Source organism: Bradyrhizobium sp. I71 (assembly GCF_022354745.1).
Classification (GTDB): domain Bacteria; phylum Pseudomonadota; class Alphaproteobacteria; order Rhizobiales; family Xanthobacteraceae; genus Bradyrhizobium; species Bradyrhizobium liaoningense.
Genome location: NZ_CP059398.1, coordinates 6,092,061 through 6,115,724, shown reverse-complemented (window position 1 = coordinate 6,115,724; position 23,664 = coordinate 6,092,061). Strand labels below are relative to the sequence as shown.

The window sequence follows — 23,664 nt, the reverse complement described above, 5'->3', positions numbered from 1 at the left end:
TGGAGGACGTTCAGCCGGCTTTCGCGCCTCCTTCGGAGGCGTGCTCTCCGAGCGCCCATTTCGAGAAGCGGATCTGGATTCCGTAAGGCGAATGCGCGCGTTGAATGTCCATCATGCCTTCGTAGGTCTCGCTGCGCGCCCAGTCCTGCTGAAGCTCGTAGGCGTATTGCGACGAGGTGATGGGGACCGCACCTGCCTGGATGGCGCGCTCCATGGCGCGGTTATGGGCTTCGAGGGAGAGGTCGCCGCAGGCATCGGCGGCGATGTAGATCTCGTAACCTTCCTTGAGCATGTCCAAGGTCGGAAAGATCACGCACGCCTCGGTCCAGAGACCGGCCAGCACGAATTTCTTGCGACCGGTGGCAGCCACCGCCTTGCGGAAGTTCCCATCGAGCCAGGAATTCATGGACGTGCGGTCGATGACGTCGTGCTTCGGAAACAGCGAGGTGACTTCCGGCATGAAGGGCCCGGAGAAGGAATCCCTGGCCACCGTGGTCAGCACGGTCGGGATTTTGAAAAGCTTGGCGGCCTTTGCCAGGATCTGGACGTTGTTAACCGTGACCAGGCGGTCATGCGATTGAACGCCCTGGAACATGGCCGGCTGATAGTCGATCAGCGCGATGGCGCTGTTGTCGGGGGTAAGCATATCGAGTTTCGACATCGAGAGGTTCTCCTTGCGATCGGCATAGGCGATCGAGCGAAAGGGAATGGAGCAAGTGGCTTCATCGTGCCCCCTGAACACCGGCCAACGCTTGGACGATTTCGTCGTAGCTTGGATTCCGGCCCGATGACTCATCCAAGTGCGACGAATTGCCGGGCGCACATCGGCGGCGCTGGTCCGAGATCGCCAGCATGTCCAAACGACGCGCAGATCGTGCAAGCCAATCCGCGCTCCATCCGTGAACTTGAGGGCAGGACGACCGAACCGCCTCGCAGGATCACGTTCGGTCATATTTCGTCACAGGAGCGAACGATGGCCTTGCTTGAATTGCGGGACGGCACCGAGCTCTATTACAAGGACTGGGGAAGCGGAAAGCCGATCCTGTTCAGCCATGGCTGGCCGCTCAGCGCGGACATGTGGGACGCGCAGATGCTTTTCTTCGCCGAGCGTGGTTACCGAACGGTGGCATTCGATCGAAGGGGTTTCGGCCGGTCGAGCCAGCCATGGACAGGCTATGACTACGATACGTTCGCGGATGATATCGCCGATCTTATCAAGCACCTCGACCTGAAAGATGTGACACTCGTCGGATTCTCCATGGGCGGCGGAGACATCGCGCGCTATGTGGCGCGCCACGGAACGTCGCGGGTCGCCAAGTTCGTCCTGATCAGTGCCGTGACTCCTCTCTTCATCAAGACCTCGGACCATGACGGTGTCGACAAGTCGGTGTTCGACGGCATCAAGGCCGGCTTGGTCAAGGACCGCGCGCAGTTCCTCGACGACTTCAGCGCCCTCTTCTACGGCACGAACCACGGCATGAAGGTATCGCAAGGTGTATTCAAGCAGACCCTCCAGATCGCGCTTCAGGCGTCGGTCAAGGCGACGATCGATTGCGTGACCGCGTTCTCGGAAACCGACTTCCGGCCCAACATGACCAAGATCGACGTACCCACTTTGGTGATCCACGGCGAGGACGATCAGGTCGTGCCGTTCCCCTACACGGGCAAGCTGGCCGCCGAGATGATCAAGGGCGCCAAGCTGAAGACCTATCCGGGCGCTCCGCACGCGACGGCAACGACGCATGCCAACCAGGTCAATGCTGACCTGCTCGCGTTCCTGAAGGCCTAGCCGGAAAAAGTCGATGGCCGCGAATCCACTTCATCTGCTCGAGCCCAAGGACTGCGCCCTGCTCCTGATCGACCAACAGGCCGGCCTGGCTTTCGGAGTGGGCTCGATCGACCGGCAGGCTCTCATGAACAACGTTGTCGCGCTCGCGAAGACCGCGACGGTGTTCGGCCTGCCTGTCGTCGCGTCCACCTCGGCGACGAAAGTGTACAGCGGGCCGCTGATGCCGGCGGTCAAGTCGGCGCTTCCCAGCGTCGAACCGATCGACCGGCGCAGCATGAACGTGTGGGAGGACGACAAGACGCGCGAGGCCGTGCTCGCCACCGGTCGAAACCGCTTGATCGTTTCGGGCCTGCTGACCGAGGCATGCGTGACGTTCGCGGTGCTTTCGGCGCTGTCAGCCGGCCTCGAGGTCTATGTCGTCGGCGACGCCTGCGGAGGGCTGACGACTGGGAGCCACGAACTGGCTCTCGGCCGGATGCAGGCCGCCGGCGCCCGCCTCACGTCCTGGATCCAGGTTCTGCTCGAGATGCAGCGCGATTGGACGAGGCATGAAACCTACGATGGCGCACGTGCCATCGTCGAATCTCACGCCGGAGGCTACGGGATCGGCCTGGCCTACGCCCGCGAGATGATCCGACCGGCTTAAGACAGGGGCATGCTCGCGTCAGCCCTCGGAGCGGGCTCTTCGCCAGGCTCCGGGGCTGGCCCCGACGTTGCGGGAAAACACCCTCGTGAAGTAGCTCTGGTCGCCAAAGCCGCAGATGAGCGCGATATCGGCGAGCGGAAGCTTCGTACTCAACATCAGGCGCTTCGCCTCGTCGATGCGAAGCTGGGACAGGAATTCGTGCGGGGCAACGCCTGTGCTGCGCCGGAACGACCTCGCGAAGTGGCTCGGCGTCAACTTGCATTCCGCGGCGACGTCGGCAATCGTGAGATTGCTGGCGAGACGCGCTCGCATGATTTCCTTGGCGCGACGCTCCTGCCAGGGAGCGAGGCCTCCACCCGCAGCTTTTTCTTGTGGGCGCATTCCGCCGTAGGTCTGGGCGAAATGGGCCAGGACACTCAACCCGATCTGATCGACGAAGAGCTGATTGCTCGTCGGATCCTGCTCCACCGCACTGAGCAGAACGCTGGACAGGGTCGACAGGAACGGATCACGCTGATTCCTGCTCCATTTGAGCGTCGAGACCGGCTTGGCTCCGTGCTCGCGAGCGAACTCGTCGAGGGCCGTCTGCGGCACGTAGTATTGGACGGCATCGAACGGGCCCTTGAACTCACATTGGGGGTTGTCCATCAGGTTGATCACGCTGACGCTCCCCGCACCGAAAGCTCCCGAATATCTCGGTCGTCCGGCGAGCCAGCAGGAATGCCGATCGAGGTCGCCGAGCTGTTGTAGGATGCTGTAGGCCGGCTCGGAAGGAATCGCCGCGGTCCGCTCCCGAATGAATTGGGAGCATGTCAGCCGGGTCATCGCTAGCGCCAATTGCCCTTCGCGCTTGATGCGCAGCAGGCAGTCGCCCTCCATTCCCAGGTGCTGGCTGAGGCGACGACCATAGAAGCCGCCCGCCGTACTATCAGACTCTTCCATCATCGGGGTGTTCAAAGCTATCCACCGTTGGATATGCCGCCATAGTGAATCCGAAGGACCACGTGCAGATCACGTCCACCGCATCAATTTTTCCTCATAGAGCGATAGTCGTCCCCGTTCAAGTCACCGATCCGACAGCGATGTGCTCGCCGGAAAACCGATTGCATAAGGAAACGATGATCCACCATAGGTGACATTTACCGGACTTGATAATCCGCTCCAATTCCACTTTATCTGTGAAACGATTTCATAGATGGATACGCGATGGATAATCGCATCGGCGAAATGCAGGTCTTCCTCCGTGTGGTGGAAGCCAAGAGCTATTCGGAGGCGGCTCGTCGGCTGTTGATGACGCCGTCCACCGTCAGCAAGCTCATCGGAAGGATCGAGACACGGCTCGGTGTCAGACTGTTTGAGCGTTCGACGCGGCGGCTGTCGCTGACGTCCGAGGGTCGGATGTACCACGAGAAGAGCGTTGCGCTGCTGGCCGAGCTCGATGGCATCGAACGCGGCATCTCTCGGGGTGCAGCGGCAGCGGGCGGAACGATCCGGGTCAACACCACCGTTTCCTTCGGCATTCTCGGCCTTGAGCCCCTGCTCCCCGCCTTTTGGCAAGCTCACCCCGAGATCGTGGTCGATATCTCACTCTCGGACGAGATCGTCGATCTGTACCTCGAGCGGACCGATATCGCCTTCCGCGTCGGCCCCTTGCAGGCCTCCGCGATGGTCGCCCGACGCATCGGGGTCGTCAAAAGAAGGATCGTTGCGTCTCCAGACTACATCGATCGCCTGGGTGAGCCGAAGAGGGTCGAGGATCTTTCACGTCACAACTGTCTGGGATTCAATTTCCGGCGCTCTGCCCCGGTCTGGCCCCTGAAGGAGAGCGGGCGAATTGTCGACCGGGCGATCAGCGGCTCGCTGCTTGCGAACAACGCGCAAAGCCTTCGGCGAATGGCAATCGCGGGCATCGGCCTTGCAAGGCTCGCCGACTATCACGTCCGCGACGACATATCGGCTGGCCGCCTGGTCGAAGTGCTCGAGGGCACGGCGGGCGACGAAGAGCAAATACACGCGCTTTATCACGGTGGACCGCGGCTGCCCTTACGCGTGCGAGCATTCCTCGACTTCATGTGCCCACGGCTGACCGATTTCATGGAAGGTCGGGCTCGCGTTGATCGACAGGCAGTTCACGTGAGCGGGGGCAGGATCGCCGCCAGTTCGGCGCGACGTTCTTCGAGAGAGGCGGGAAGCTGAAGTTGCTGGCCCAGCCGCTCCGGCGCCTCGTCGACCGCGAATCCCGGGCCGTCGGTCGCGATCTCGAAAAGCACGCCGCAGGGTGCGCGAAAGCCGACCGCATTCAGGTAGGTTCGCTCGATCGGATCGCTCACCACGATGCCGTACGCAGATTGAAGTTTCTCGACCATCTCCGATCGATCGTCCAGATTGCTCGCGCGGAAGGCGACGTGCCGGATGGTGCCACCGCCGAGGCGCCCCCGCGAAGACTTTCCGATCATGCACAAGGTGATCGTGCCACCCGGACCGTCATGAGCCACGAAGCGCATGGCGCCGTTTCTCTGAGAGACCAGCTGGAAATCGAAAACCTTCTGAAGGATGTCGATCGTCTCATCCTCCTCACGGACGTTCAGCGTGACGCCATGAAGGCCGCGTAGCGCACGATCGGCCGTGGAATTTTGGACGGTTGTCGCTGGCAGCTTTTCCCACGTCTCGACCAGCGACAGCGCCGTGCCATCGGGATCGGCAAAGCAGAGCATGCGCTCGCCGAAGGGCGACACGTCCAATCGATTGGGGACCCCCGAAGAGTTGAGCCGATCCACCCACCCATCGAGCGAATCCGGTGCGACGCGGAAGGCGGTCTGCACGACCTCGCCGACGCCGCTCAGCCCCGGCGTCACGCAATTCCAGGCGAGCGTACTGATCACGGCACCCGGATTGCCGATGTCGTCGCCATAGTACACGTGGTAACTGCCGGGATCGTCATAGCAGACGGTCTTCTTGACCCGCTTGAGGCCCAGCACACCCGCGTAGAAGTCGGCGGCGCGGCGTACGTCACCGATGATCGCTGTGACGTGATGAAGTCCCCGTGCGTTCACGCAATTGCTGCCTAATCCTCGGTCCCGAGGCCGCCCGTTCGGAGCACCATTTCCGCCGCGCGGGTCCTCGTTCTCCCTCTGGTTGCTGCTCGTTCCGGAGAGACAACCCCGAACATCTCCGCGCGTCTTGGACTTTCTCCCGATCTTGGAACCGCCGCCAGGGTAAAATTCGGTACCTAACCCAGCGTTCCCGCAGCTTTGGGGATGCAATCGTGCAAAACGCCGTGAAAACCTGCAATCAGTCCCCTCCGACTTGACGAAGGATCGCGCCCGGAAACCTCGCACCCCGGGCATGAGATCGGTGACCACCATTCGTCGAGCAACCTGCCGGGCAAACGGCATCCGCCAATTCTACCTGGAGGCCGGGGCCGGCCCCCCGATCGTGCTGTAGCACGGCTTCCCGGAGACCAGCTTCGCCTGGCGTTTCCAGATACCGGCACTTGGACCTGCGCGGATACGGCGAGACCGACAAGCCGCCGAACGGCTATGACAAGAGGACGATGGCCAACGACATCGTCGAACTCCTGAAGACGCTCGGGGTTGAAGACGCCGTTGATCGGCGACGGCAACCGTCGCCATTTAATCTTCAGCGCATCGCAAAGCTCCAACTTGCCGAAAGGCCGCTCCTAATTTACATGATGGTCATAATATAACGCCCGGTAGTCGGGCGTCCCGTGGGAGGAAAACATGCGCAGGACTGGTGTCCATAACTTTCCGGCAATCGATCGGGTCATCTATGGCAAAGCCGCCGCCGAAGCTGTCCGCGACGAGGCGGAGCGACTTGGCGCAAAGCGCGTCTTCCTCCTCGCCAGCCGGACCCTGAACTCCAAGACCGACGAGATCGATAAAATCCGGCTTACGCTCGGCGACAAGCATGCAGCGACCTTCGACGGAATTGCACAGCACACGACGCGCAAGCAGGCTGCCGAGGTCGCCCTACATGCAAAAGAGGCGCGAGCCGATCTGGTCGTGGCTGTCGGCGGAGGGTCGGCGGTCGATCTCGCCAAGATCGTCATCATGGCGATGGAGCACGACATCCGCGATGAAGCGGGCTTCGATCCCTTTTCGATAGGGCCTGGCGTAAGCCAATCTCCCTTCCGCGCGCCGGCAGTTCGGCAGATCGCGGTGCCGTCGACGCTGAACGGCGGGGAATACAATGCCGCAGCGCTCGTCACCGATGAGCGCCAGAAGCTGAAGCAGATCTTCTTTCACCCCCAGATGATGCCGGTGGCCATCATTCTCGATCCCGCCCTCACCCTTCATACGCCGACAAAGCTCTGGATGGGATCGGGCACCCGCTCGATGGATCACGGCATCGAGGCTTTGTGCTCGCCGGCCGGCACTCCCTTGGCTGACGAAGTCGTCCTGGCCGGCATCCGCACGCTGCGTGAGGGAATGCTCCAGACCTTGCAACAGCCTGACGATCTCGAGGCACGCCAATTGTCACAATATGGCTCATGGCTTGCGTCGTACGGGCTGCAGGCTCGCGTCCCCATGGGCGCAAGTCACGGCATTGGCCACGTGCTTGGCGGAACGTTCGACGTTCCCCACTACTATTGCACGCCCGTCATCATGCCGAGCCTTCTACGCTACAACAAGCCGTTCACCGAAGATGCGCAGAAGCGTTTGGCGACGGCCCTGGGCGCGCCGGGCGGCGAAGCCGCAGATGCCTTCGCGGAATTCACCAGGACGCTTGGACTGCCTGCGCGGCTGGCCGACGTCGGCATTGGTGAAGACAAGTTCTATCGGATCAGCAGGATCGCGATCAATCATCGCTTCGTAAAGGCCAATCCGCGCCCCTTCAAAGACGAATCCGACATCGTCGGTCTGCTGCGAATGGCCGCCTAGCAGCGGCCTCGGTGAGGGAGCCGAGATCGGGGGCCCCTCACCAGACGAATGCGGGGAAGCGGCGCTTGAAGCGCCGATCCCCGTGGTCCTCACGCGACCTTCCGCGCGGCTCCGCTGTCGGCGTCGAGAAATCCGGTCAGCCTGTCCCTAATCAGTCGCTCGGCATCCGCCATGATGCGGTCGATCAGTTCCTTCACGGTCGGAATGTCGTGAATGAGCCCGACGACCATGCCACAGCTCCAGGCGCCTGCGTCCATGTCGCCCTCGATCATCACCTTGGGATAGACGCCCGCCACCTCGTCGTGGATGTCCTCGATCTTGAGGCTCTTGCCCTTCTCTCGCTCGATCTCGAGCAGCTGCTCGACGCCCTTGTTGTTCAGGACCCGCTCGGTGTTGCGGAGCGCGCGCATAACGAGCCTGGTGTCGAGTTCCGTCGCCGTGACCAGTGCCTTCTTGACGTTCTCGTGCACCGGCGCTTCCTTGGTGGCGATGAAGCGCGTGCCCATGTTCATGCCCGCAGCGCCCATCGCCAGGGCCGCAACCAGGCTGCGCGCGTCCGCCATGCCGCCCGAAGCAACGAACGGGATCTTCAGTTCCTCGGCCGCGCGCGGCAACAGGATCATGTTCGGCATGTCATCCTCGCCGGGATGGCCGCCGCACTCGAAGCCGTCGACGCTGACGGCATCGCAGCCGATCTGCTCGGCCTTCAGCGAATGCCGGACGGAGGTGCATTTGTGAATCACCTTGATGCCGCCCGCCTTTAGGGCCGCCATGTACTGTTCAGGGCTGCGCCCGGCGGTTTCGACGATCCTGACACCGCCCTCCCTGATCGCCGCGATATATTCCGGATAGGGCGGCGCGCTGAAGGTCGGCAGGAACGTGAGGTTCACGCCGAACGGCTTGTCCGTCATGTCGCGGCAGCGCGCGATCTCCTTGGCCAGCAACTCCGGCGTCCGCTGCGTCAGGCCCGTGATCAAGCCGAGCCCGCCGGCGTTGGAGACGGCAGCCGCCATTTCGGCGAAGCCGACATAATGCATTCCGCCCTGGATGATCGGATGTTCGATGCCGAACAGTTCAGTGATCGCTGTCTTCACGAATGATCTCCCCGCGTTTCCGCTCAGTGGATGATTTCAAACAAGCCCGCTGCGCCCATGCCGCCACCGATGCACATGGTCACCACGCCGTATTTCGCCTTGCGCCGCCGGCCTTCGATCAGGATATGGCCGGTAAGCCGTGCCCCCGTCATGCCATAGGGATGACCGATCGCGATCGAACCGCCGTTGACGTTGAGCTTGTCGGGATCGATGCCGAGCTTGTCGCGGCAATAGATCACCTGCACCGCGTAAGCCTCGTTCAGCTCCCAGAGGTCGATGTCGTCGATCTTCAGGTTATGGCGCTTGAGCAGGCGCGGGATCGCGGCGACCGGCCCGACACCCATCTCGTCGGGCTCGACGCCGGCGGCAACGAAGCCGCGGAAGATGCCGAGCGGCTTCAGTCCCTTCCTCGCGGCGATCTTGTCGCTCATGATCACGCAGGCCGAAGCGCCGTCCGAAAGCTGGCTCGCATTGCCCGCGCTGATCGTCTTGCCCTCGAACACCGGCTTGATTTTGGCGAGGCCCTCGGCGGTGGTTTCCGGACGCGGGCCCTCGTCCTTTGTGAGCGTCACCTGCTCGTAACTGACCTCCTTGGTGTCCTTGTTGACGAGCGCCATTCTGGTGGTGAACGGCACGATCTCGTCGTTGAAGCGGCCGGCCTGCAACGCGGCGCCAACGCGGCGCTGGCACTCGAGGCTGTACTCGTCCTGCCGGTCGCGGCCGATCTTGTAGCGCTCGGCAACGATTTCGGCTGTATCGAGCATCGACATGTACATTTCGGGCTTCATCGCCATCAGCTCGTCGTCGACGGCGTGGAACTTGTTCATATGCTCATTCTGCACGAGGCTGATCGACTCGATGCCGCCGCCGATCGCGACCTCGACCCCATCAAGCATGATCGAGCGAGCGGCCACCGCGATGGCTTGCAGGCCAGACGCACATTGCCGGTCGATGGTGGTGCCGGCCACCGTCACGGGCAAGCCGGCGCGGATCGCGCCTTTGCGCGCCACGTTCATCACCATGGTGCCTTGCTGCATCGCGCAGCCCAGGACCACGTCTTCCACCTCTCCGGGCGCGATGCCGGCACGCTTCACCGCCTCGGCCATCACATGCCCGGCCATGGTCGGGCCGTCCGTGTTGTTGAGCGCGCCACGATAGGCTTTGCCGACGGCTGTCCTTGCGGTGGAAACGATGACTGCTTCTGTCGTCATGCTGGCTGGCCTCTCTGCTTACGCGGCCGTGTCCAGCTGCGCATAGCGCAGCACGTGGAACGCGGGATCGCCGAACTGGATGTTGATGGAGGAGATGCGTTTGAAATAGTGCCCGACGTTGAGCTCGTCCGTCATTCCCATGCCACCGTGAAGCTGCACCGCCTGATCGGCTACGAACTTGCCGGCATACCCGATTTTCGACTTGGCACCGGAGGCAAGCCGCGAGAGTCCGGGATCGCCGGCGCTGAGGCTGAGGCTGAGATGCTGCATCAAGGAGAGCGCCTCCTGATGGGCGATGAACATGTCGACCATGCGATGCTGCAGCACCTGGAAGGAGCCGATCGTGGTGCCGAACTGCTTGCGGGTCTTGGAATACTCCAGCGTGGCAGAATTCAGCTCGCCGATCGCGCCGACCGCTTCCGCGCAGAGCGCACCGATGGCGCGGTCGCGGCCGGCTTCCAGTGCAGCAACGCCCTCGCCTTTCCGCCCGAGCAATTGCCCGCGCGCATCGCGCAGGCTGACCTCGGCTGCCCGGCGACCGTCGATGGTCTTGAAGCTCTGGAGATCGACGCCGGCAGCACGGCGATCGACCACGAACAGGCTCACGCCGCCACGGTCACGGTCGTCGCCGGAAGTCCGCGCCGAGACGATCAGATGATCGGCCCAGGGCGCGGCGATCACCATCGTCTTCGCGCCGGTGAGAGCGTAGTCACTCCCCTCGCGCCGCGCCCTTGTCGCGACATGGGCGAAATCGAAACGCGATGCTTTCTCCGTCCAGGCCAGCGCCCAGACCTGCGAGCCATCGATGATACCCGGGATGAAACTTTGCTGCTGCTCGGGTGTGCCCGCGTGCTCGATCAGGCCGCCGGCCAGCACCACCGTCTCGACAAACGGTTCGACAACGAGGTGACGACCGAACTCGTGCATGACGATCATGGTCGACAACGGGCCGCCGCCGAGACCGCCGGCGCCCTCGGAGAACGGGGCGGCCAGCAGGCCGAGCTCGGCGAAAGCCGCCCACTGCTTCCGGCTGAAGCCTTCCTCGCTTGCCACGATCTTGCGTCGTGCCTCGAAATCGTACTGGTCACGCAGCAGCCGCTGGACGCTGGACCGCAGCAATTCCTGCTCTTCCGTGAACTGAATATCCATCCGATCCTCCCGATCCGTCGTGGCTAGAGCCCGAGCACGGCCTTGGCGATGATGTTTCGCTGGATCTCGTTGGATCCGCCGTAGATGCTGAGCTTGCGCGCGTTCAGATACTTCTCCGACGCGGTGTGTCCGTAATCGGGGCCTGGCATGAAGCGGTTGGCGCTGACCGGATGCTCGCGGATGGCCAGGCCGTAGTTGCCGATCGCGCGATGGGTGAGCTCGGTGATGTTCTGAAATATCTCGGTGCCCCGGATCTTGAAAAGCGAGGCCGCCGGACCGGGGTCTATGCCGCGCGCCATCTGGGCGACGACGCGCAGTTCCGTCGCCTCCAGCGCCAGCACGTCGAGCTCGATGCGGGCAATGTCGCGCAGGAATTCGAGATGCGCGGGATCATCGACAGGTATCTCGGCCCTCACGATCTGTTTCAGCTTGTTGATGTAGCGGGTGGACCGGCCGATACCGGCCATGCTGGTGCGCTCTTTGCCGAGCAGGAACTTGGCGTAGGTCCAGCCCTTGTTCTCCTCGCCAACCAGGTTCTCGACAGGCACGCGGACATTTTCGAGGAAGACGTCGTTGACCTCGTGGCTGCCATCGATCGTGATGATCGGCCGCACGGTGACGCCGGGCGACTTCATGTCGATCAGCAGAAAGGAGATGCCGGATTGCGGCTTCGCGTTCGGATCGGTGCGCACGAGGCAAAAGATCCAGTCGGCATGCTGCGCCAGCGTGGTCCAGGTCTTGTGGCCGTTGACGATGTAGTGGTCGCCGTCACGCACCGCCTTGGTTCTGACGGTTGCGAGGTCCGAGCCTGAGCCCGGCTCCGAATAACCTTGGCACCACCAATCCTCGCCGGACAGAATCCGCGGCAGAAACTTCTTCTTCTGCGCCTCGTTGCCGAACGTGTAGATCACCGGCCCGACCATGGTGACGCTGAAGGCGAGCGGCGGCAGCGTGCCGGCGCGAGAGGTTTCCTGCTCGAAGATAAAGCGCTGCGTGACGGACCAGCCCGGGCCGCCATACTCCTTGGGCCAGAGCGGCGCGATCCAACCCTTCTTGTAGAGAATCCGGTGCCAGAGCAGCGACTGCTCCTTGGTCAGATCGGTCTCCGGATTGGGAACGCGCATTTCCGGCGGATAGTTCTCCGTAATGAAAGTACGCACCTCGTCGCGAAACGCGGTATCTTCGCGGGAAAGCTTGAGCTCCATCGTAGCAGGCTCCGCTACCACTTCTCGCCGAAGGGACGGATCTCCATCTCGAACGTCCACGCGCTTTTCGGCTGCTGGTAGAGCTGCCAGTAGGATGCAGCAACGGAGGACGGCGGCATCAAGGCGTCCGGATCATCCAGCGCGTTCGGCCCGAGAGCCTCCAGCCGCCGTTGCCGGACCCACTCGGTATCCACGCCGGAATCGATGATGAGATGCGCGACGTGAATGTTTTTCGGGCCGAGCTCGCGGGCCATGGCTTGCGCGACCGCGCGAAGGCCAAACTTGGCGCTTGCGAAAGCTGCATAACCGCTGCCGCCTCGGAGCGAGGCGGTCGCCCCGGTAAAGAAGATGTTGCCGCCCCCGCGCGGCAGCATGAGCCGGGCCGCCTCGCGACCGGCCAGAAAGCCGGAATAGCAGGCCATTTCCCAGACCTTGCGGAAAACGCGCTCGGTGGTTTCCAGGATCGGGAAATTGACGTTCGCCCCGATGTTGAAGATGCAGACTTCCAGCGGCGCGTGCTTGTCCGCATCGTTCAGGAAGGAGATGATTTCGTCTTCCTTGCGAGCGTCGAGCGAACGGGCGTGGATCTCTCCTCCGGCAGCCTCGATATCCTTCACGAGCGGAGCCAGCTTTTCGCCGTTACGGCGGCCGGCGAAGACCGTGAATCCCTCTGCTGCGAACTTTTTGGCGATTTCGCCGCCGATGAAATCGCCGGCGCCGATCACGGCCGCGGTTGCGCTTCTCTTTTGCAAGGCTCGTCTCCCGGTAGGGTTGATCTGTTGAAGCTATTTCGCCGAGGCCGGAGCGCCTGGCCCAATGCGGCATTCGCCGGTCGTGAGCATATGGCCGCCTGCTATATCGGTCGCGCTTGAAAGGGTCGCCATTGCCAACCTCCCGGATGATGAGCGCATGTCCTTTGCCGCAGCGCATTCATTAATCCGATCTAACGTTCTTTTTTAGAACTCGTCAATCGCCAATTTGTCGCTTTCGGCTCTGGCCCGAGAATGGGGCAGCTGACTTACCCTTTCGCGCGATCTTTACAATGCTGCAGGGGGCAAGTACCAATACGTTCCAAATAAGAATGTACTTGAGGAGAACGCACGGTCGAGAGCCGCGGCGTGGCGATCCTGGTGGGCGCAGCCGTCGCGCGGCGCTTTGCGAAGGGCGGCTATACGATTTGCATCTGCCGGCGCGACGGGGGCGCCCTGCCCCTCTTCTCACGCGCATACAGCGCCGCCGCAACTGCCTGCGCTGTGAACACCGCGGTGGTCTTGTCGCAGACGATGGTGCGGATCATTTGTGGCCGATTCGTCACCGGCTGCGACTGGATATCGGCGAAGCCGGAGAGTCCCTGAACGATCGGATCATAGACGCGCTTCTTGTCGTACGGTATCGCCGACCCCACTGATCGAGATGTAGATCAGGCGCGGATGGCGCTGGCGTAACTCCAGAACGCCGAGACCGAGACGTTCCATGGTCCCTGGCCGGAAATTCTGCACCAGGACATCGGCCTGCGCGACCAGCCGGCTGAGCACCTCGCGCCCAGGCGCACTCTTGACGTCGATCGACAGCCTTCCGCCGCCGATCGGCTCGATCTTCAGCACCTCGGCGCCTTGATTCGCCAGAAACATGGTCGCGAACGGGCCTGACACCACGCCGGTCAAATCAAGCACGCGAACGCCGTGAAGTGGACCAGGTATGGGCATTCTGCCTGATTTTGCTTTTGTTCTGGAACCGAGAGTGGCTTTCGCCACTCGGTCCGGGCAGTCGGCGTCCGTCAGGCCGACTTGGGAACGGGCTGTCTGGTCTGCTCGGCGATGGACTCCTCGACGTCGCGGAGCTGGTCCTTGCCGAAGAACATCTCCTTGCCAACGAAGAAGGTCGGAGAGCCGAATGCTCCTCGGCTGACGGCGTCGTTGGTCAGATCGATCAGCCGCTTCTTGACGTCATCCTGCTGTGCGCGCGCCATCAACCGGTCGACATCGATGCCAGAGGAGATAAACGCGCTGCGGAAGATTTCGAGGTCGTCCATCTTCTTAGGCTCTTCCCACATGTGGTGATAGGCGGCGCGAAAATACGGCTCGAACATGCCCTCGAACTGGGCGGCGACAGCGCCGCGCATTAGCATCAGCGTGTTGACCGGGAAGAACGGATTCTGGCGAAATTTCGTGATGTTGTGGCGTCCGATGAACCGTTGGGTTTCCAGCGCCTGATATTCCGGCTTGTTCTTGATCCCGCGAAGCGAGTCGAACGGCGACATGTTGCCGGTCGCCTTGTAAATTCCGCCTAGGAGAACCGGTACATAGGCGAACTTCACGCCAGTCCGCTGCTCAATGCCCGGAATAGCCACTTCAGCCAGGTAGGCGTTCGGACTACCGAAATCGAACTGGAATTCAACCTTCAAGGTCATCGCGGCTTCTCCCGGAGATCGTATGACGGGCCACTGGCGATCCACTCGCCAGCCCCATTTATGGTATAGTTCTATAAAAGAACTGTCAAATCCGGCTGTACTCCGCTGGTTTCCCTTGCCCGGAGGGGTATTGTTTGGAATTTAGTACCTATCTAGAATGCAAGAGACCGCGCCGGCCTTTGTGGCGATTCGAAACGGCCCATGCCGGCACGACTGGAGTGTGTGGATGAAGTGGAAAGAACTCGAGGAAGAGCCGTGCTCGATGGCCCGGACCATCGCCGTGATCGGCGACCGCTGGACGCTTCTGATCCTGCGCGAGTGCTTCCTGCGCACGCGCCGCTTCGAGGGATTCCAGTCGGCGCTGGGAATCACACGGCACTTGCTCGCCGAGCGGCTGAAGAAACTGGTTCGACAGGGCATTCTGCGCCGCATTCCCTACCAGGAATCGCCCAAGCGCCACGAATATATCCTGACTCAGAAGGGCCTCGACCTCTATCCGATCATGATGGCAATCGTGCATTGGGGTGATACTCATATGGTCGACGAGCGCGGCCGCCCCTTGCTGCACCAGCACCGCAAATGCGGAAAGGACTTCGATCCTGTCATGGTGTGCTCCGAATGCGGCGAGCCATTGTCGGCCAAGGAGGTTCATACTCACCCGGGGCCGGGTGCCCGCGGCGGCCTGCTCGAGAAAAGCGCGCCGGAGACCGGGAAGACGCCGGAGACCAGGAAGACAAAGGCACGATCACGCGCCGCTTGAGACGGCAGCCCCGGCATGCCGCAAGCAACGCTGAACTTCCCGTCACACCAGGACCACATCGCGGCACGGTTCGTTGGCGTAGAGACGCTCAACCTGTTCGGAGCGAACTTTCAGCACGGCACGTTGGTTGACGTAGGCCTTGTCGGTGATTTCTCCCGCGGCCATTGATGGCGGATCCTTCAGCAGCGAGAACGAACAGATCCTTTCGCTGCTCCCGACGGTCTCGTTATACTGCTGAAAACGATCCTTCAGGAATTGAATCACGCCAGGATCGCAGGTCAAATCGCCGGCTCGGCCGCTCGAAATTCTTGCCGCCTCGGTCGGATTCAGCCAGCAGAGCAGCGCGCACGCCTCGCGGTTTTCGCCCGCAACGACGATGTCGAGCAGGACGCCGCCGGTCGCGGCCAGGATTGCCGCGCGCATATTGCCGATCGCGACCCAGGTGCCGTTCGAGAGCTTGAAATTCTCGGAGATTCTGCCGGTAAAGCGAAGACCCCGCTCCGGCTTCTGCGGATCCAGAAACGAGACGGTATCGCCGATGCGATAGAAGCCCTCTTCATCGAAGGCCCTTTCCGTCAACTCCGGTTGGCCGAGATAGCCAGGCGTGACGTTGGGTCCCTTGACCCTGACCTCGTAAGTATCGGTGACGGGAATCAGCTTGAGCTGAAGTCCCGGCGCGGGAAGACCAATCTCCCCCGGCTGATCGGTTGCCCAGTGGGTCGTACTGATCGTCGGGGCGGTTTCGGTGGTGCCGTAGCCTGACATGACAGGAATTGAGCGTCCCGTGATCGACGATGTCAGCCGGTAGAGTTTTTCAAGCGTACCTTGCGAGATTGCAGCTCCGGCGTAGCTCAAACGATCCATCCGCTTGAACACGCGGGCGCCGAGGTCGGGGTCTTTCTCGATCGCGTCGCATAGGAGATTGTAGCCCGCCGGGACATTGAACATCGCGGTCGGCGAAATCTCCCTGAGATTGGCGATGGTCTTGTGAAAGAGCTGCGGCAGCGGCCGGCCATCGTCGATATAGAGCGTTCCGCCATTCTTCAGAATGCCGTGAAGGATGACGTTGCTGCCCATCGTATGGTGCCAGGGCAGCCATTCAACCTGCACCGGCGCAGCCGGAGGTGACACGAGCAGGCTCCCCATCTGCAGGGAGCTTGCCATCATCCGGTGGGTGTTGAGCACGCCTTTGGGAAAGCCGGTCGAGCCGGAAGTGAAGAGGATCTTCGCCACGGAATCGCAGGGCACCTCACGCGAGGCGCGCGCGAATCCCTCGCTCCCGGTCCGATCGGTCAGAACCTTGAAAGGCACTGTGTCCGGTGCACCATCGACGCTGATCCAGGTCGCGGCTGCCAGTTCGGGAATGGCGCGGCCAGCGGAAAAGTCGCGGCCGCTCTGGACGAACACGAAACTCGGGCGCAGCACCTCGGCGATGTCCTTGAGGCGTGCAAGGCCCCCGGGCATCAGGGTGTAGTTTGGCGATATCGGCGCCAGAACGACCCCGATCGACATTGCCGCAAATGAGATCACCGCGTTCTCGATGGAGTTTCCGGACAGGACCGCAAGCTTGTCGGCCGGCTTTGCGCCCATATCGATCAGGCTTTGGCCGACCGCCTGAACCTGCGCCCAGGCATCACCATAGGTGATCTCGTCCCATCCGCCCCTCGCGTTGCGTTGCGCCAGGACAATCCGGTCCGGAACGGCTTCGGCCCAGCGTGGCAGAAAATCCGTGATGCGCCAATCGCACGGCTCCCACGCAAGGGGCGAGCTCAAGATGAGCGTGCCATCTGCTCGACGCTCGATGGAGACCTCTCTTGGTGCAAACGTCAGCGCCGTTGTCGACATCGAAAATGATCTCCCGAATTGCTGAAAGGCCGCACACGGTGCGTTCCTGTCGTGACCGTCGGCGGCCCGCCGACGCAGAGCAGGCTCGGACGCAGCTCGCGCCGCGTCCGCTCCCCTGACTCGCGAACTCACTCGGACCTGGCGTCCAACACTTCGCTGAAGGCTTCCCAGGTCGAGCCGGTCCACCGCTGCAGCCGCATCTGCGTCCAGATCATGTTCTCGGTTTCGCTGGTGTTCACCTTGATCCCGGGCAGCGCGGTCGGGACGACGAAATCCCTGAGGTTCTTGGCCTGCGCCAGAACGTTCTTGCGCGACAGATCATTGCCGCATTGTTTCAGGATCTGCTCGAGCAGGATGCCCTGCTGATAGCCGGTGAGATAGCTACCGTTGGTGATGTCGACGCCGGGCAGGTACTTGTCGAGAAACGCCCGATAGGCCTGCATCGCGGGATCGTCTTTCCAGTTGGGATCCACGACGTCCTTGTTGATGGTCCCGACGATTACGCCGACCGATTTGTCGAGGCCAGCCGGCGCGAGCGTGCCGCCGACCGAACCGGACGGAAAGTTGATGATCACCGTCGCCTTCCAGCCGATCACGGAAGCTTGCCGGATCGCCTGCGCGGCGAATTTCGGCGTTCCCGCGATCATGAGGGCTTCGGCACCGGAGCTTTTCAGGGTTGTGATCTGCGAATCGACGGTCGGCTCCGTGACCTCATAGGATGCGCTGACGACCTTTCGATCGTAGTCCTTGCCGAGAAACGCCTTGAAGGCGTTGACGTAGTCTTTGCCGAGATCGTCGTTCTGATAGAGGATCGCGTATTTGGCGTTCGGCAGCGTCTTGGTCAGATACTTGGCGTAGATTTTTCCCTCGGTGTCGTAGCTGACGAGGCCGGTCGTCGTCAGCGGGTAGCTGGCGACGTCGGTGAACTTGGACGAGCCGCTGATGATGGCGATGCTGGGCACCCCTTTCGCCCGCAGGTATTTTGTCGTTGCGGAAAGGCCGGGCGTGCCGAGCTGGCCGAACATGAACGCCACTTCATCGCTCTCGACGAGCTTGCGGACGTGCTCCACCGCCTTCGGCGGGCTGTAGGCATCGTCGTAGGCGATGTAGTTGATCTTGCGGCCGTTGATTCCGCCGCGGTCGTTTATCGATTGGATGTAGGCGATCAGACCCTTGCCTACGAGACCGATCGACGACGCAGGTCCGCTGAATGGATATACCCCGCCGATCTTGATCTCGGTCGCGGTCACTCCAGGCTCGTCGGCTGCGAACGCCGGACTGCTCAAAAGCAAAGCCAGAGCCGCAAGACTCTTCCATTTCGCCAACATGGCTCGTCCTCCCTGATGCGTACCCGTCCGGGCACGTCATTGTGTTTTGTCGCGTCACCCGGCTGTTCACCCGGCATCGTGCCGTGCGAACTGCGCGCCTCGCCGCCCAAATGTGAATGGCCGGCGTGGTGAGCCCTGCGGCCGTTGAGCTCGGCCTTCTTGTCGGCGACAAGCTACAGTTCTTTTTTAGAACTAGTCAAGCCATTAGATGATCGTTCGTTGACGGCGGCACCGCACCAGCGGCGTTCGATAAAGGGTTGTCTAATCGTGGCTTAGAAAGCGGAAAATCGCTGTGTGTTGTGCGACGTCAGCCAGGAAAATCGAGTGAAAAAGCAAATCGCGGCGCCCTTGTGCTGCATTAATTCTAATATTGGACTTACTTCAATCTTCGCGACCGCATGCGGCTTTGGCCAACCGGCTCATTGTTGCAAGATCTCATTCTGGGCCCGCAGTGTCCGATAGTCGCCATCCGACAAGAAAGCCTCCGCAATCAAGGGCTGCTGATACGAGGCCGAGATCAATCAACAGCAGCGCCACCCAGGTTACGAACGATGCCATCAGCACGGATGGAGCGAAGCTAGTCGCGACATCCGTCTTGCCGCGACGCATCCGCTTCCATAGTGGCAGCATCGCGAAGAGAAGCCGCCACGCACAATGGTCTGCCGGTAAGCCTGGCGTTGAGCCGGGCCAAGGTACACGACGTTCGACTTGGCGAAAAACTGCTATCTCTTCGAAATCCGGGGCAATGCTGCTGCCGACCGAGGCTATGACACCGACTTGCGCGGGGAGCTTGCCACGCCCGTTATGAGTCCACGCCGCTTGGATGCGAAACCGCGGGCGAAATGAACGAGTTCGGACAGAAGGGAGAGATACCGCTCTCGGAACAACTCTCGGTGTCACCTGAGGAGGCAAGCGCCCTTACCGGGATCGGGCTGACTTCCATTCGCGAGGCGATCAGCGCCGGCAAACTTGGGGCGAAGAAGCACGGGAGGCGCACAATCATCTTGCCAGACGATTTGAGAGTGTGGCTCGAAACGCTGCCTGACGGCCGGAAGCCGATCGTAGAAAGCCCCGCTTAGGCGGGGCTCTTATTTTGAGCCGACGGCTAAAAGAGGTGGCAAGAATTTGGCAATCAAAATCAAGGCGCTTGAAAAAAACTAAATGGGCTCCGCATCTTATCTGATCCCGTCACGGATCATGTATCCGGCGCCGCGGATCGTGTGCAGCAGCGGGCGCTCGAAGCCCTTGTCGATCTTGGAGCGGAGCCGCGAAATGTGCACGTCGATCACGTTGGTCTGCGGATCGAAATGATAGTCCCAGACGTTCTCGAGCAGCATGGTGCGCGTCACCACCTGGCCGGCATGCTTCATCAGGTATTCGAGCAGGCGGAATTCGCGCGGCTGCAGCGTCAGCTCGTCCTTGCCGCGGGCGACGCGATGCGACAGCCGGTCGAGCTCGAGGTCGCCGACCCGGTAGAGCGTGTCCTCGGCCGGGCCGCCGCGGCGGCGCGACAGCACTTCGACACGGGCCAGCAGCTCGGCGAACGAATAGGGCTTCGGCAGATAATCGTCGCCGCCGGCACGCAGGCCCTTGATGCGGTCGTCGACCTGCCCGAGCGCGGAGAGAATCAGCACCGGCGTCGTGCTGCCCTTGTCGCGCAATGCGCCGATCAGCGACAGGCCGTCGCGCTTGGGCAGCATGCGATCGACCACCAGCACGTCGTAATCGCCGTTCTCGGCCATGGCGAGGCCTTCCTCGCCGTCAGCGGCGTGGTCGGCAATGTGTCCGACTTCGCGAAACGCCTTGGCGAGGTAGTCGGCGGATTCGCGGTCGTCTTCGATGATGAGGAGGCGCATCGTGCGTTCGGCGGCGGTCAAGGAGGTCAACCTTCTCTAAACATGGCGCGAGCGGCACCGGCATGCAAGCCGAGCGGGAGAGTGTCGAAGCAGGAAAAAGGCGGGCGGTGAAGCTGGGGGGACCTCACCGCCCTAGGCCTTCCGACGGAGGGGGGCGTAATTCCACCGGAAGGTAGACAGGGGAAGCGAACATTGCGCTGCTTCCCCGAAGGGCGCCGTCGGCGGGGGCGACTGATGCCGGCGACACACTTCATCTCGTAAGCCTCCTGAAGGCCTAGCCCTTGGCGAGGGGCACCGCGACGAAGCGCGACTGGCCGCCGCTCTTCACGCGCATCAGGACGCTGTTCTTGTTGTCGGTCCGCGCCGCGTTGATGGCGTCACGGACTTCGCCCGCGGTGGCCACGCTCTTGCCGCCGACTTCGAGGATCACGTCGCCTTCCTTGAAGCCGCGTTCGGCCGCAGCGCTCTTCGGATCGACCTCGGTGACCACGACGCCTTCCTTGCCGGCGCCGGCCACCGAATTGGCGGGGGCCACGGTCATGCCGAGCTTGGGCACGTCGGTGCCACGATTGGCACCCTTGCCGCTGTCCTTGTCGGTGTCGGCCTTGGCCTCGACCGTGTTCGGCAGCTGGCCGAGGGTGAGGTTCACGACCTTGTCCTGGCCCTTGTGCAGCACGTTGAGCTTCACGGTCGCGCCGGGCGCCATGCCGCCGATGGTGCGGGCGAGCTCACGGGCGTCCTTGACGGATTCACCGTTGACCGCCGTGATCACGTCGCCGGATTCGATGCCCGCCTTGGCGGCCGGACCGTTGGCCTGCGGTTCCGCCACCAGCGCGCCTTCGGCCTTCTTCATGCCGAGGCTGTCGGCGATGTCGGAGGTCACGGGCTGGATCTGCACGCCGATCCAGCCTCGGCTGACCGAGCCCTTGTCCTTCAGCTGCGCGACCACGCTCTTGACGGTGTTGGCCGGAATCGAGAACGCGATGCCGACGCTGCCGCCGGACGGCGAGTAGATCGCGGTGTTGACGCCCATCACCTCGCCGTTGGTATCGAAGGCGGGACCGCCGGAATTGCCCTTGTTCACGGGCGCGTCGATCTGGATGAAGTCGTCATAGGGCCCGTTGCCGATATCGCGGCCGCTGGCCGAAACGATGCCCGCGGTCACGGTGCCGCCGAGGCCGAAGGGATTGCCGACCGCAAGCACCCAGTCGCCGATCCGCGGCTTGCTGTCGGCGAGCTTGGCGAACGGGAAGTTCGAGCCGCCCTCGACCTTGATCAAGGCGAGGTCGGTGCGCTGGTCGGTGCCGATCACCTTGGCGGTGTAGGTCTTGCCGTCATCGGTGGTGACCTCGACCTTGTCGGCGCCGTCGACCACGTGGTTGTTGGTCACGGCATAGCCGTCGGCCGAGATGAAGAAGCCGGAGCCCTGGCCCTGCACGACGCGGCCACGACCTCCCTTCATGCCCGGGATGCCGTCGGGACCGCCGAAGCGACGGAAGAAGCGCTCCATCGGCGAGCCCGGCTGGAACGGCGAGGAGGAATCATCGCCGTCATCGTTGCTTGCGATCTTCTCCTTGATGTTGACCTTCACCGAGATCACCGACGGCTTCACGCGCTCGACGATATCGGCAAAACCGACGGGACGCTCAACCTGACGAACCTCGTTGTTGACCTGCGCATGCGCCGGGCTCGAGAACAGGTCCGCCGGCGAGGTCGAAGGGCTGAAGCCGTAGACAGCCGCGCCGAGGCCGGCGACGACCGAGGCCATCAGCGCGAGCTTGCGCGCAGAGAACACCGACCGGCGCGGCTGCCGGTACGACGGAAGGTTCGAAAGGTCGGGACGTTCGGTCATGCAGAAATCTCCAGGAGCCTTGAATTCCTTTGGTGCGGGATGCCAGCACCTTACGAACCTGAACATGGGGGCTCGCGCCTTACCGTGCGCTGGCGGCGGGGTTAAACTTTCGTAATGAAGGGGTGCGTGGATGCGGCAGTTCAGCGCACGCCGAAAATCGTGGTCCTACAGGAACTTAACCGAGTTCCTGGAACCGCGCCTGAGCGCGACGTTGGCGCTCTCAGCTCGCCCTGACGCTGACGATGAACTCGTCGACTTCGCGCTTCAGGGTCTCGGCCTGCTGCGACAGGTCAACCGCCGAATCCCGCGCCTCAGCGGCCATCCGGCCGGTCTCCGCGGAGGTCGAGGTGATCTGGACGATGTGGTTGGAAACGTCGAGGGTGCCGCGCGCGGCGTCCTGGGCACTGCGCGTGATCTCCTGCGTGGCGTTGCGCTGCTGGGCGGTGTCGACCTCGATGCCGGACATGATGGACGAAATCTCCGACAGCGTCTTGGAAATGCCGTCGATCGCGCCGCGGGTCTCCGCAGTGATGCCCTGAATGCTGGCGACATGGGAGGTGATCTCCTCCGTCGCCTTGCTGGTCTGATGCGCCAGATTCTTCACCTCGGACGCGACCACGGCAAACCCCTTGCCCGCCTCCCCTGCCCGCGCCGCCTCGATGGTGGCATTGAGCGCCAGGAGATTGGTCTGCGATGCGATCGCCTGCACGAGCTGGACGACCTCGCCGATCTTGTCGGCGGCATCCGACAGCGTGTGGATGGTGTCGCGGCTCTTCTCCGCCTGTGACGCCGCGCCCTCGGCGCGCTGGGTCGCGTCCGTGACGCGGCGGCTGATCGTGCCGATCGAATTCGTCATCTCCTCGGCAGACCCTGCGACCGTCTGCACGCTGGTGCTGGCCTGGTTCGCGCCGCTCGCGACCGCATTGGCCTTGGTGCTGGTGTCGTTGGCCGTCCGCGACAGCGTCTCGGCATTGGTCTTCAGATGCACGGCCGATGACGCCACACTGTCGACGACGCTGGCGACGAGATCGTTGAAACGCCTGATCCGATCGTCCAGGAATTTCGACCGCTCGGCCTGATGCCGTGCTTCGTGCAGCTGCTGCTCGGAGAGGCGGCGCCGCTCGAGGCCGTTGGTCTTGAACACCTCCAGCGCGCCGGCGAGCAGGCCGATCTCGTTGGTGAGCCCGAGCCCGGGAACGGCGGTCTCGAATTTCTGGTCGGCCACCTCGCGCATGGCATGCACGATCGCCGCCAAGGGGGTGAGGATGCCGTTGCGCACGGCGAACCAGGTGGCGAGGCAGATCGCGGCGGCGAGGACAGCGATCACGCCGCAGGCGACCAGGAACCAGGAGAACGCGGTCTGCGCCTGCTGATAGATCTGCATGGCATGGTCGCGCACGGGGCCGCTCAGCGAGGCGAAGTCCGAGGACAGGCTGGTGATCTCGTTGTTGAGATAGAGCACCGCGATGAAGCCGGTGCCGCCTCCGATGCCCAGCAGGAACAATAACGCAGCGACGACGGCGCCGACCAGGAAGCGGATCGTCAGATTGCTGTTCGCGAACATCGGGAGGACTCGGAGGCTGGAATCGATCTCGCGACAAGCTTCCAGACAAAGGTC

Annotated in this window: 20 protein-coding genes and 1 pseudogene; 6 read left to right on the top strand and 15 right to left on the bottom strand. The window is 62.5% G+C overall.

The annotated features are described in order from the left end of the window. Positions 1-10 precede the first annotated feature (10 nt). A complete protein-coding gene (locus FJV43_RS29245; protein WP_239622458.1) occupies positions 11-661 on the bottom strand; it encodes a hydrolase in 651 nt (216 codons plus the stop codon). Positions 662-772: 111 nt separating this feature from the next. On the opposite strand from FJV43_RS29245, the gene FJV43_RS29240 reads away from it, so the two are divergent. Then, positions 773-1,789, top strand: a complete 1,017-nt coding sequence (locus tag FJV43_RS29240; protein WP_239622457.1) for an alpha/beta hydrolase — start codon at positions 773-775, stop codon at positions 1,787-1,789. A 13-nt stretch (positions 1,790-1,802) separates the two neighbouring features. After that, positions 1,803-2,435 (top strand): hydrolase, encoded by a 633-nt coding sequence (locus tag FJV43_RS29235; RefSeq protein ID WP_239622456.1) that lies wholly within the window; start codon positions 1,803-1,805, stop codon positions 2,433-2,435. 18 nt (positions 2,436-2,453) lie between these two features. Here the strand turns inward: FJV43_RS29235 and FJV43_RS29230 are convergent, their stop codons facing one another. Further along, positions 2,454-3,380: an AraC family transcriptional regulator gene (locus FJV43_RS29230; RefSeq protein WP_239622455.1), complete on the bottom strand. Its 927-nt coding sequence runs from the start codon at positions 3,378-3,380 to the stop codon at positions 2,454-2,456. 261 nt (positions 3,381-3,641) lie between these two features. Here FJV43_RS29230 and FJV43_RS29225 point away from each other — a divergent pair, with 261 nt between their 5' ends. After that, positions 3,642-4,631 (top strand): LysR substrate-binding domain-containing protein, encoded by a 990-nt coding sequence (locus tag FJV43_RS29225; protein ID WP_239622454.1) that lies wholly within the window; start codon positions 3,642-3,644, stop codon positions 4,629-4,631. Here FJV43_RS29225 and FJV43_RS29220 read toward each other — a convergent pair. Further along, a complete protein-coding gene (locus tag FJV43_RS29220; RefSeq protein ID WP_239622453.1) occupies positions 4,565-5,800 on the bottom strand; it encodes a ring-cleaving dioxygenase in 1,236 nt (411 codons plus the stop codon). The genes FJV43_RS29225 and FJV43_RS29220 overlap by 67 nt on opposite strands. 128 nt (positions 5,801-5,928) lie before the next feature. On the opposite strand from FJV43_RS29220, the gene FJV43_RS29215 reads away from it, so the two are divergent. Further along, positions 5,929-6,141: an alpha/beta hydrolase gene (locus FJV43_RS29215; RefSeq protein ID WP_239622452.1), complete on the top strand. Its 213-nt coding sequence runs from the start codon at positions 5,929-5,931 to the stop codon at positions 6,139-6,141. A gap of 34 nt (positions 6,142-6,175) precedes the next feature. After that, positions 6,176-7,336: an iron-containing alcohol dehydrogenase gene (locus FJV43_RS29210; protein ID WP_239622451.1), complete on the top strand. Its 1,161-nt coding sequence runs from the start codon at positions 6,176-6,178 to the stop codon at positions 7,334-7,336. Between the two features lie 89 nt (positions 7,337-7,425). On the opposite strand, the gene FJV43_RS29205 is transcribed toward FJV43_RS29210, so the two are convergent. The 7 genes and pseudogenes from FJV43_RS29205 to FJV43_RS29175 form a co-directional block, all read right to left on the bottom strand. Then, entirely contained in the window at positions 7,426-8,430 is a 1,005-nt protein-coding gene (locus tag FJV43_RS29205; protein WP_239622450.1) for a nitronate monooxygenase family protein, read from the bottom strand. 23 nt (positions 8,431-8,453) lie between these two features. Further along, entirely contained in the window at positions 8,454-9,641 is a 1,188-nt protein-coding gene (locus tag FJV43_RS29200; protein ID WP_239622449.1) for an acetyl-CoA C-acyltransferase, read from the bottom strand. Between the two features lie 18 nt (positions 9,642-9,659). Then, positions 9,660-10,790: an acyl-CoA dehydrogenase family protein gene (locus FJV43_RS29195; protein ID WP_239622448.1), complete on the bottom strand. Its 1,131-nt coding sequence runs from the start codon at positions 10,788-10,790 to the stop codon at positions 9,660-9,662. Positions 10,791-10,813: 23 nt separating this feature from the next. Beyond that, entirely contained in the window at positions 10,814-11,995 is a 1,182-nt protein-coding gene (locus FJV43_RS29190; protein ID WP_239622447.1) for an acyl-CoA dehydrogenase family protein, read from the bottom strand. 14 nt (positions 11,996-12,009) lie between these two features. Further along, a complete protein-coding gene (locus FJV43_RS29185) occupies positions 12,010-12,747 on the bottom strand; it encodes an SDR family oxidoreductase (RefSeq protein WP_239622446.1) in 738 nt (245 codons plus the stop codon). 452 nt (positions 12,748-13,199) lie between these two features. Continuing rightward, positions 13,200-13,695 (bottom strand): annotated as a pseudogene (locus FJV43_RS29180) (CoA transferase); the annotation flags it as partial. A 77-nt stretch (positions 13,696-13,772) separates the two neighbouring features. Next, the gene (locus FJV43_RS29175; protein WP_239622445.1) at positions 13,773-14,405 is read right to left on the bottom strand and encodes a 2-hydroxychromene-2-carboxylate isomerase; all 633 of its coding nucleotides are present in this window, start codon (positions 14,403-14,405) and stop codon (positions 13,773-13,775) included. 226 nt (positions 14,406-14,631) lie between these two features. On the opposite strand from FJV43_RS29175, the gene FJV43_RS29170 reads away from it, so the two are divergent. After that, on the top strand, positions 14,632-15,165 hold the full coding sequence (locus FJV43_RS29170) for a helix-turn-helix domain-containing protein (RefSeq protein ID WP_239622444.1): 534 nt from the start codon (positions 14,632-14,634) through the stop codon (positions 15,163-15,165). Positions 15,166-15,207: 42 nt separating this feature from the next. Here the strand turns inward: FJV43_RS29170 and FJV43_RS29165 are convergent, their stop codons facing one another. The 5 genes from FJV43_RS29165 to FJV43_RS29145 all read right to left on the bottom strand — a co-directional run bounded on the left by FJV43_RS29165 (position 15,208) and on the right by FJV43_RS29145 (position 23,610). Beyond that, complete coding sequence (locus FJV43_RS29165) at positions 15,208-17,196, bottom strand: AMP-binding protein (RefSeq protein WP_239622443.1); 1,989 nt, start codon at positions 17,194-17,196, stop codon at positions 15,208-15,210. After that, complete coding sequence (locus FJV43_RS29160) at positions 17,139-18,338, bottom strand: ABC transporter substrate-binding protein (protein WP_239622442.1); 1,200 nt, start codon at positions 18,336-18,338, stop codon at positions 17,139-17,141. Before FJV43_RS29160 ends, FJV43_RS29165 begins: the two co-directional genes overlap by 58 nt. Positions 18,339-19,513: 1,175 nt before the next feature. After that, positions 19,514-20,194 carry a response regulator transcription factor gene (locus tag FJV43_RS29155; protein WP_239622441.1) on the bottom strand — a complete coding sequence of 227 codons (681 nt, stop codon included), beginning with the start codon at positions 20,192-20,194 and terminating at the stop codon, positions 19,514-19,516. A gap of 274 nt (positions 20,195-20,468) precedes the next feature. Continuing rightward, the gene (locus tag FJV43_RS29150) at positions 20,469-22,046 is read right to left on the bottom strand and encodes a Do family serine endopeptidase (RefSeq protein WP_239622440.1); all 1,578 of its coding nucleotides are present in this window, start codon (positions 22,044-22,046) and stop codon (positions 20,469-20,471) included. 220 nt (positions 22,047-22,266) lie between these two features. Then, entirely contained in the window at positions 22,267-23,610 is a 1,344-nt protein-coding gene (locus tag FJV43_RS29145; protein WP_239622439.1) for a methyl-accepting chemotaxis protein, read from the bottom strand. Positions 23,611-23,664 lie beyond the last annotated feature (54 nt).

Excerpts from the sequence above, each read along its gene's own strand:
- FJV43_RS29245 (WP_239622458.1), bottom strand. The coding sequence starts at position 661 with ATGTCGAAACTCGATATGCTTACCCCCGACAACAGCGCCATCGCGCTG.
- FJV43_RS29235 (WP_239622456.1), top strand. The coding sequence starts at position 1,803 with ATGGCCGCGAATCCACTTCATCTGCTCGAGCCCAAGGACTGCGCCCTG.
- FJV43_RS29230 (WP_239622455.1), bottom strand. The coding sequence starts at position 3,380 with ATGATGGAAGAGTCTGATAGTACGGCGGGCGGCTTCTATGGTCGTCGC.
- FJV43_RS29225 (WP_239622454.1), top strand. The coding sequence starts at position 3,642 with ATGGATAATCGCATCGGCGAAATGCAGGTCTTCCTCCGTGTGGTGGAA.
- FJV43_RS29220 (WP_239622453.1), bottom strand. The coding sequence starts at position 5,800 with ATGGTGGTCACCGATCTCATGCCCGGGGTGCGAGGTTTCCGGGCGCGA.
- FJV43_RS29210 (WP_239622451.1), top strand. The coding sequence starts at position 6,176 with ATGCGCAGGACTGGTGTCCATAACTTTCCGGCAATCGATCGGGTCATC.
- FJV43_RS29200 (WP_239622449.1), bottom strand. The coding sequence starts at position 9,641 with ATGACGACAGAAGCAGTCATCGTTTCCACCGCAAGGACAGCCGTCGGC.
- FJV43_RS29195 (WP_239622448.1), bottom strand. The coding sequence starts at position 10,790 with ATGGATATTCAGTTCACGGAAGAGCAGGAATTGCTGCGGTCCAGCGTC.
- FJV43_RS29190 (WP_239622447.1), bottom strand. The coding sequence starts at position 11,995 with ATGGAGCTCAAGCTTTCCCGCGAAGATACCGCGTTTCGCGACGAGGTG.
- FJV43_RS29175 (WP_239622445.1), bottom strand. The coding sequence starts at position 14,405 with ATGACCTTGAAGGTTGAATTCCAGTTCGATTTCGGTAGTCCGAACGCC.
- FJV43_RS29170 (WP_239622444.1), top strand. The coding sequence starts at position 14,632 with ATGAAGTGGAAAGAACTCGAGGAAGAGCCGTGCTCGATGGCCCGGACC.
- FJV43_RS29160 (WP_239622442.1), bottom strand. The coding sequence starts at position 18,338 with ATGTTGGCGAAATGGAAGAGTCTTGCGGCTCTGGCTTTGCTTTTGAGC.
- FJV43_RS29155 (WP_239622441.1), bottom strand. The coding sequence starts at position 20,194 with ATGCGCCTCCTCATCATCGAAGACGACCGCGAATCCGCCGACTACCTC.
- FJV43_RS29150 (WP_239622440.1), bottom strand. The coding sequence starts at position 22,046 with ATGACCGAACGTCCCGACCTTTCGAACCTTCCGTCGTACCGGCAGCCG.
- FJV43_RS29145 (WP_239622439.1), bottom strand. The coding sequence starts at position 23,610 with ATGTTCGCGAACAGCAATCTGACGATCCGCTTCCTGGTCGGCGCCGTC.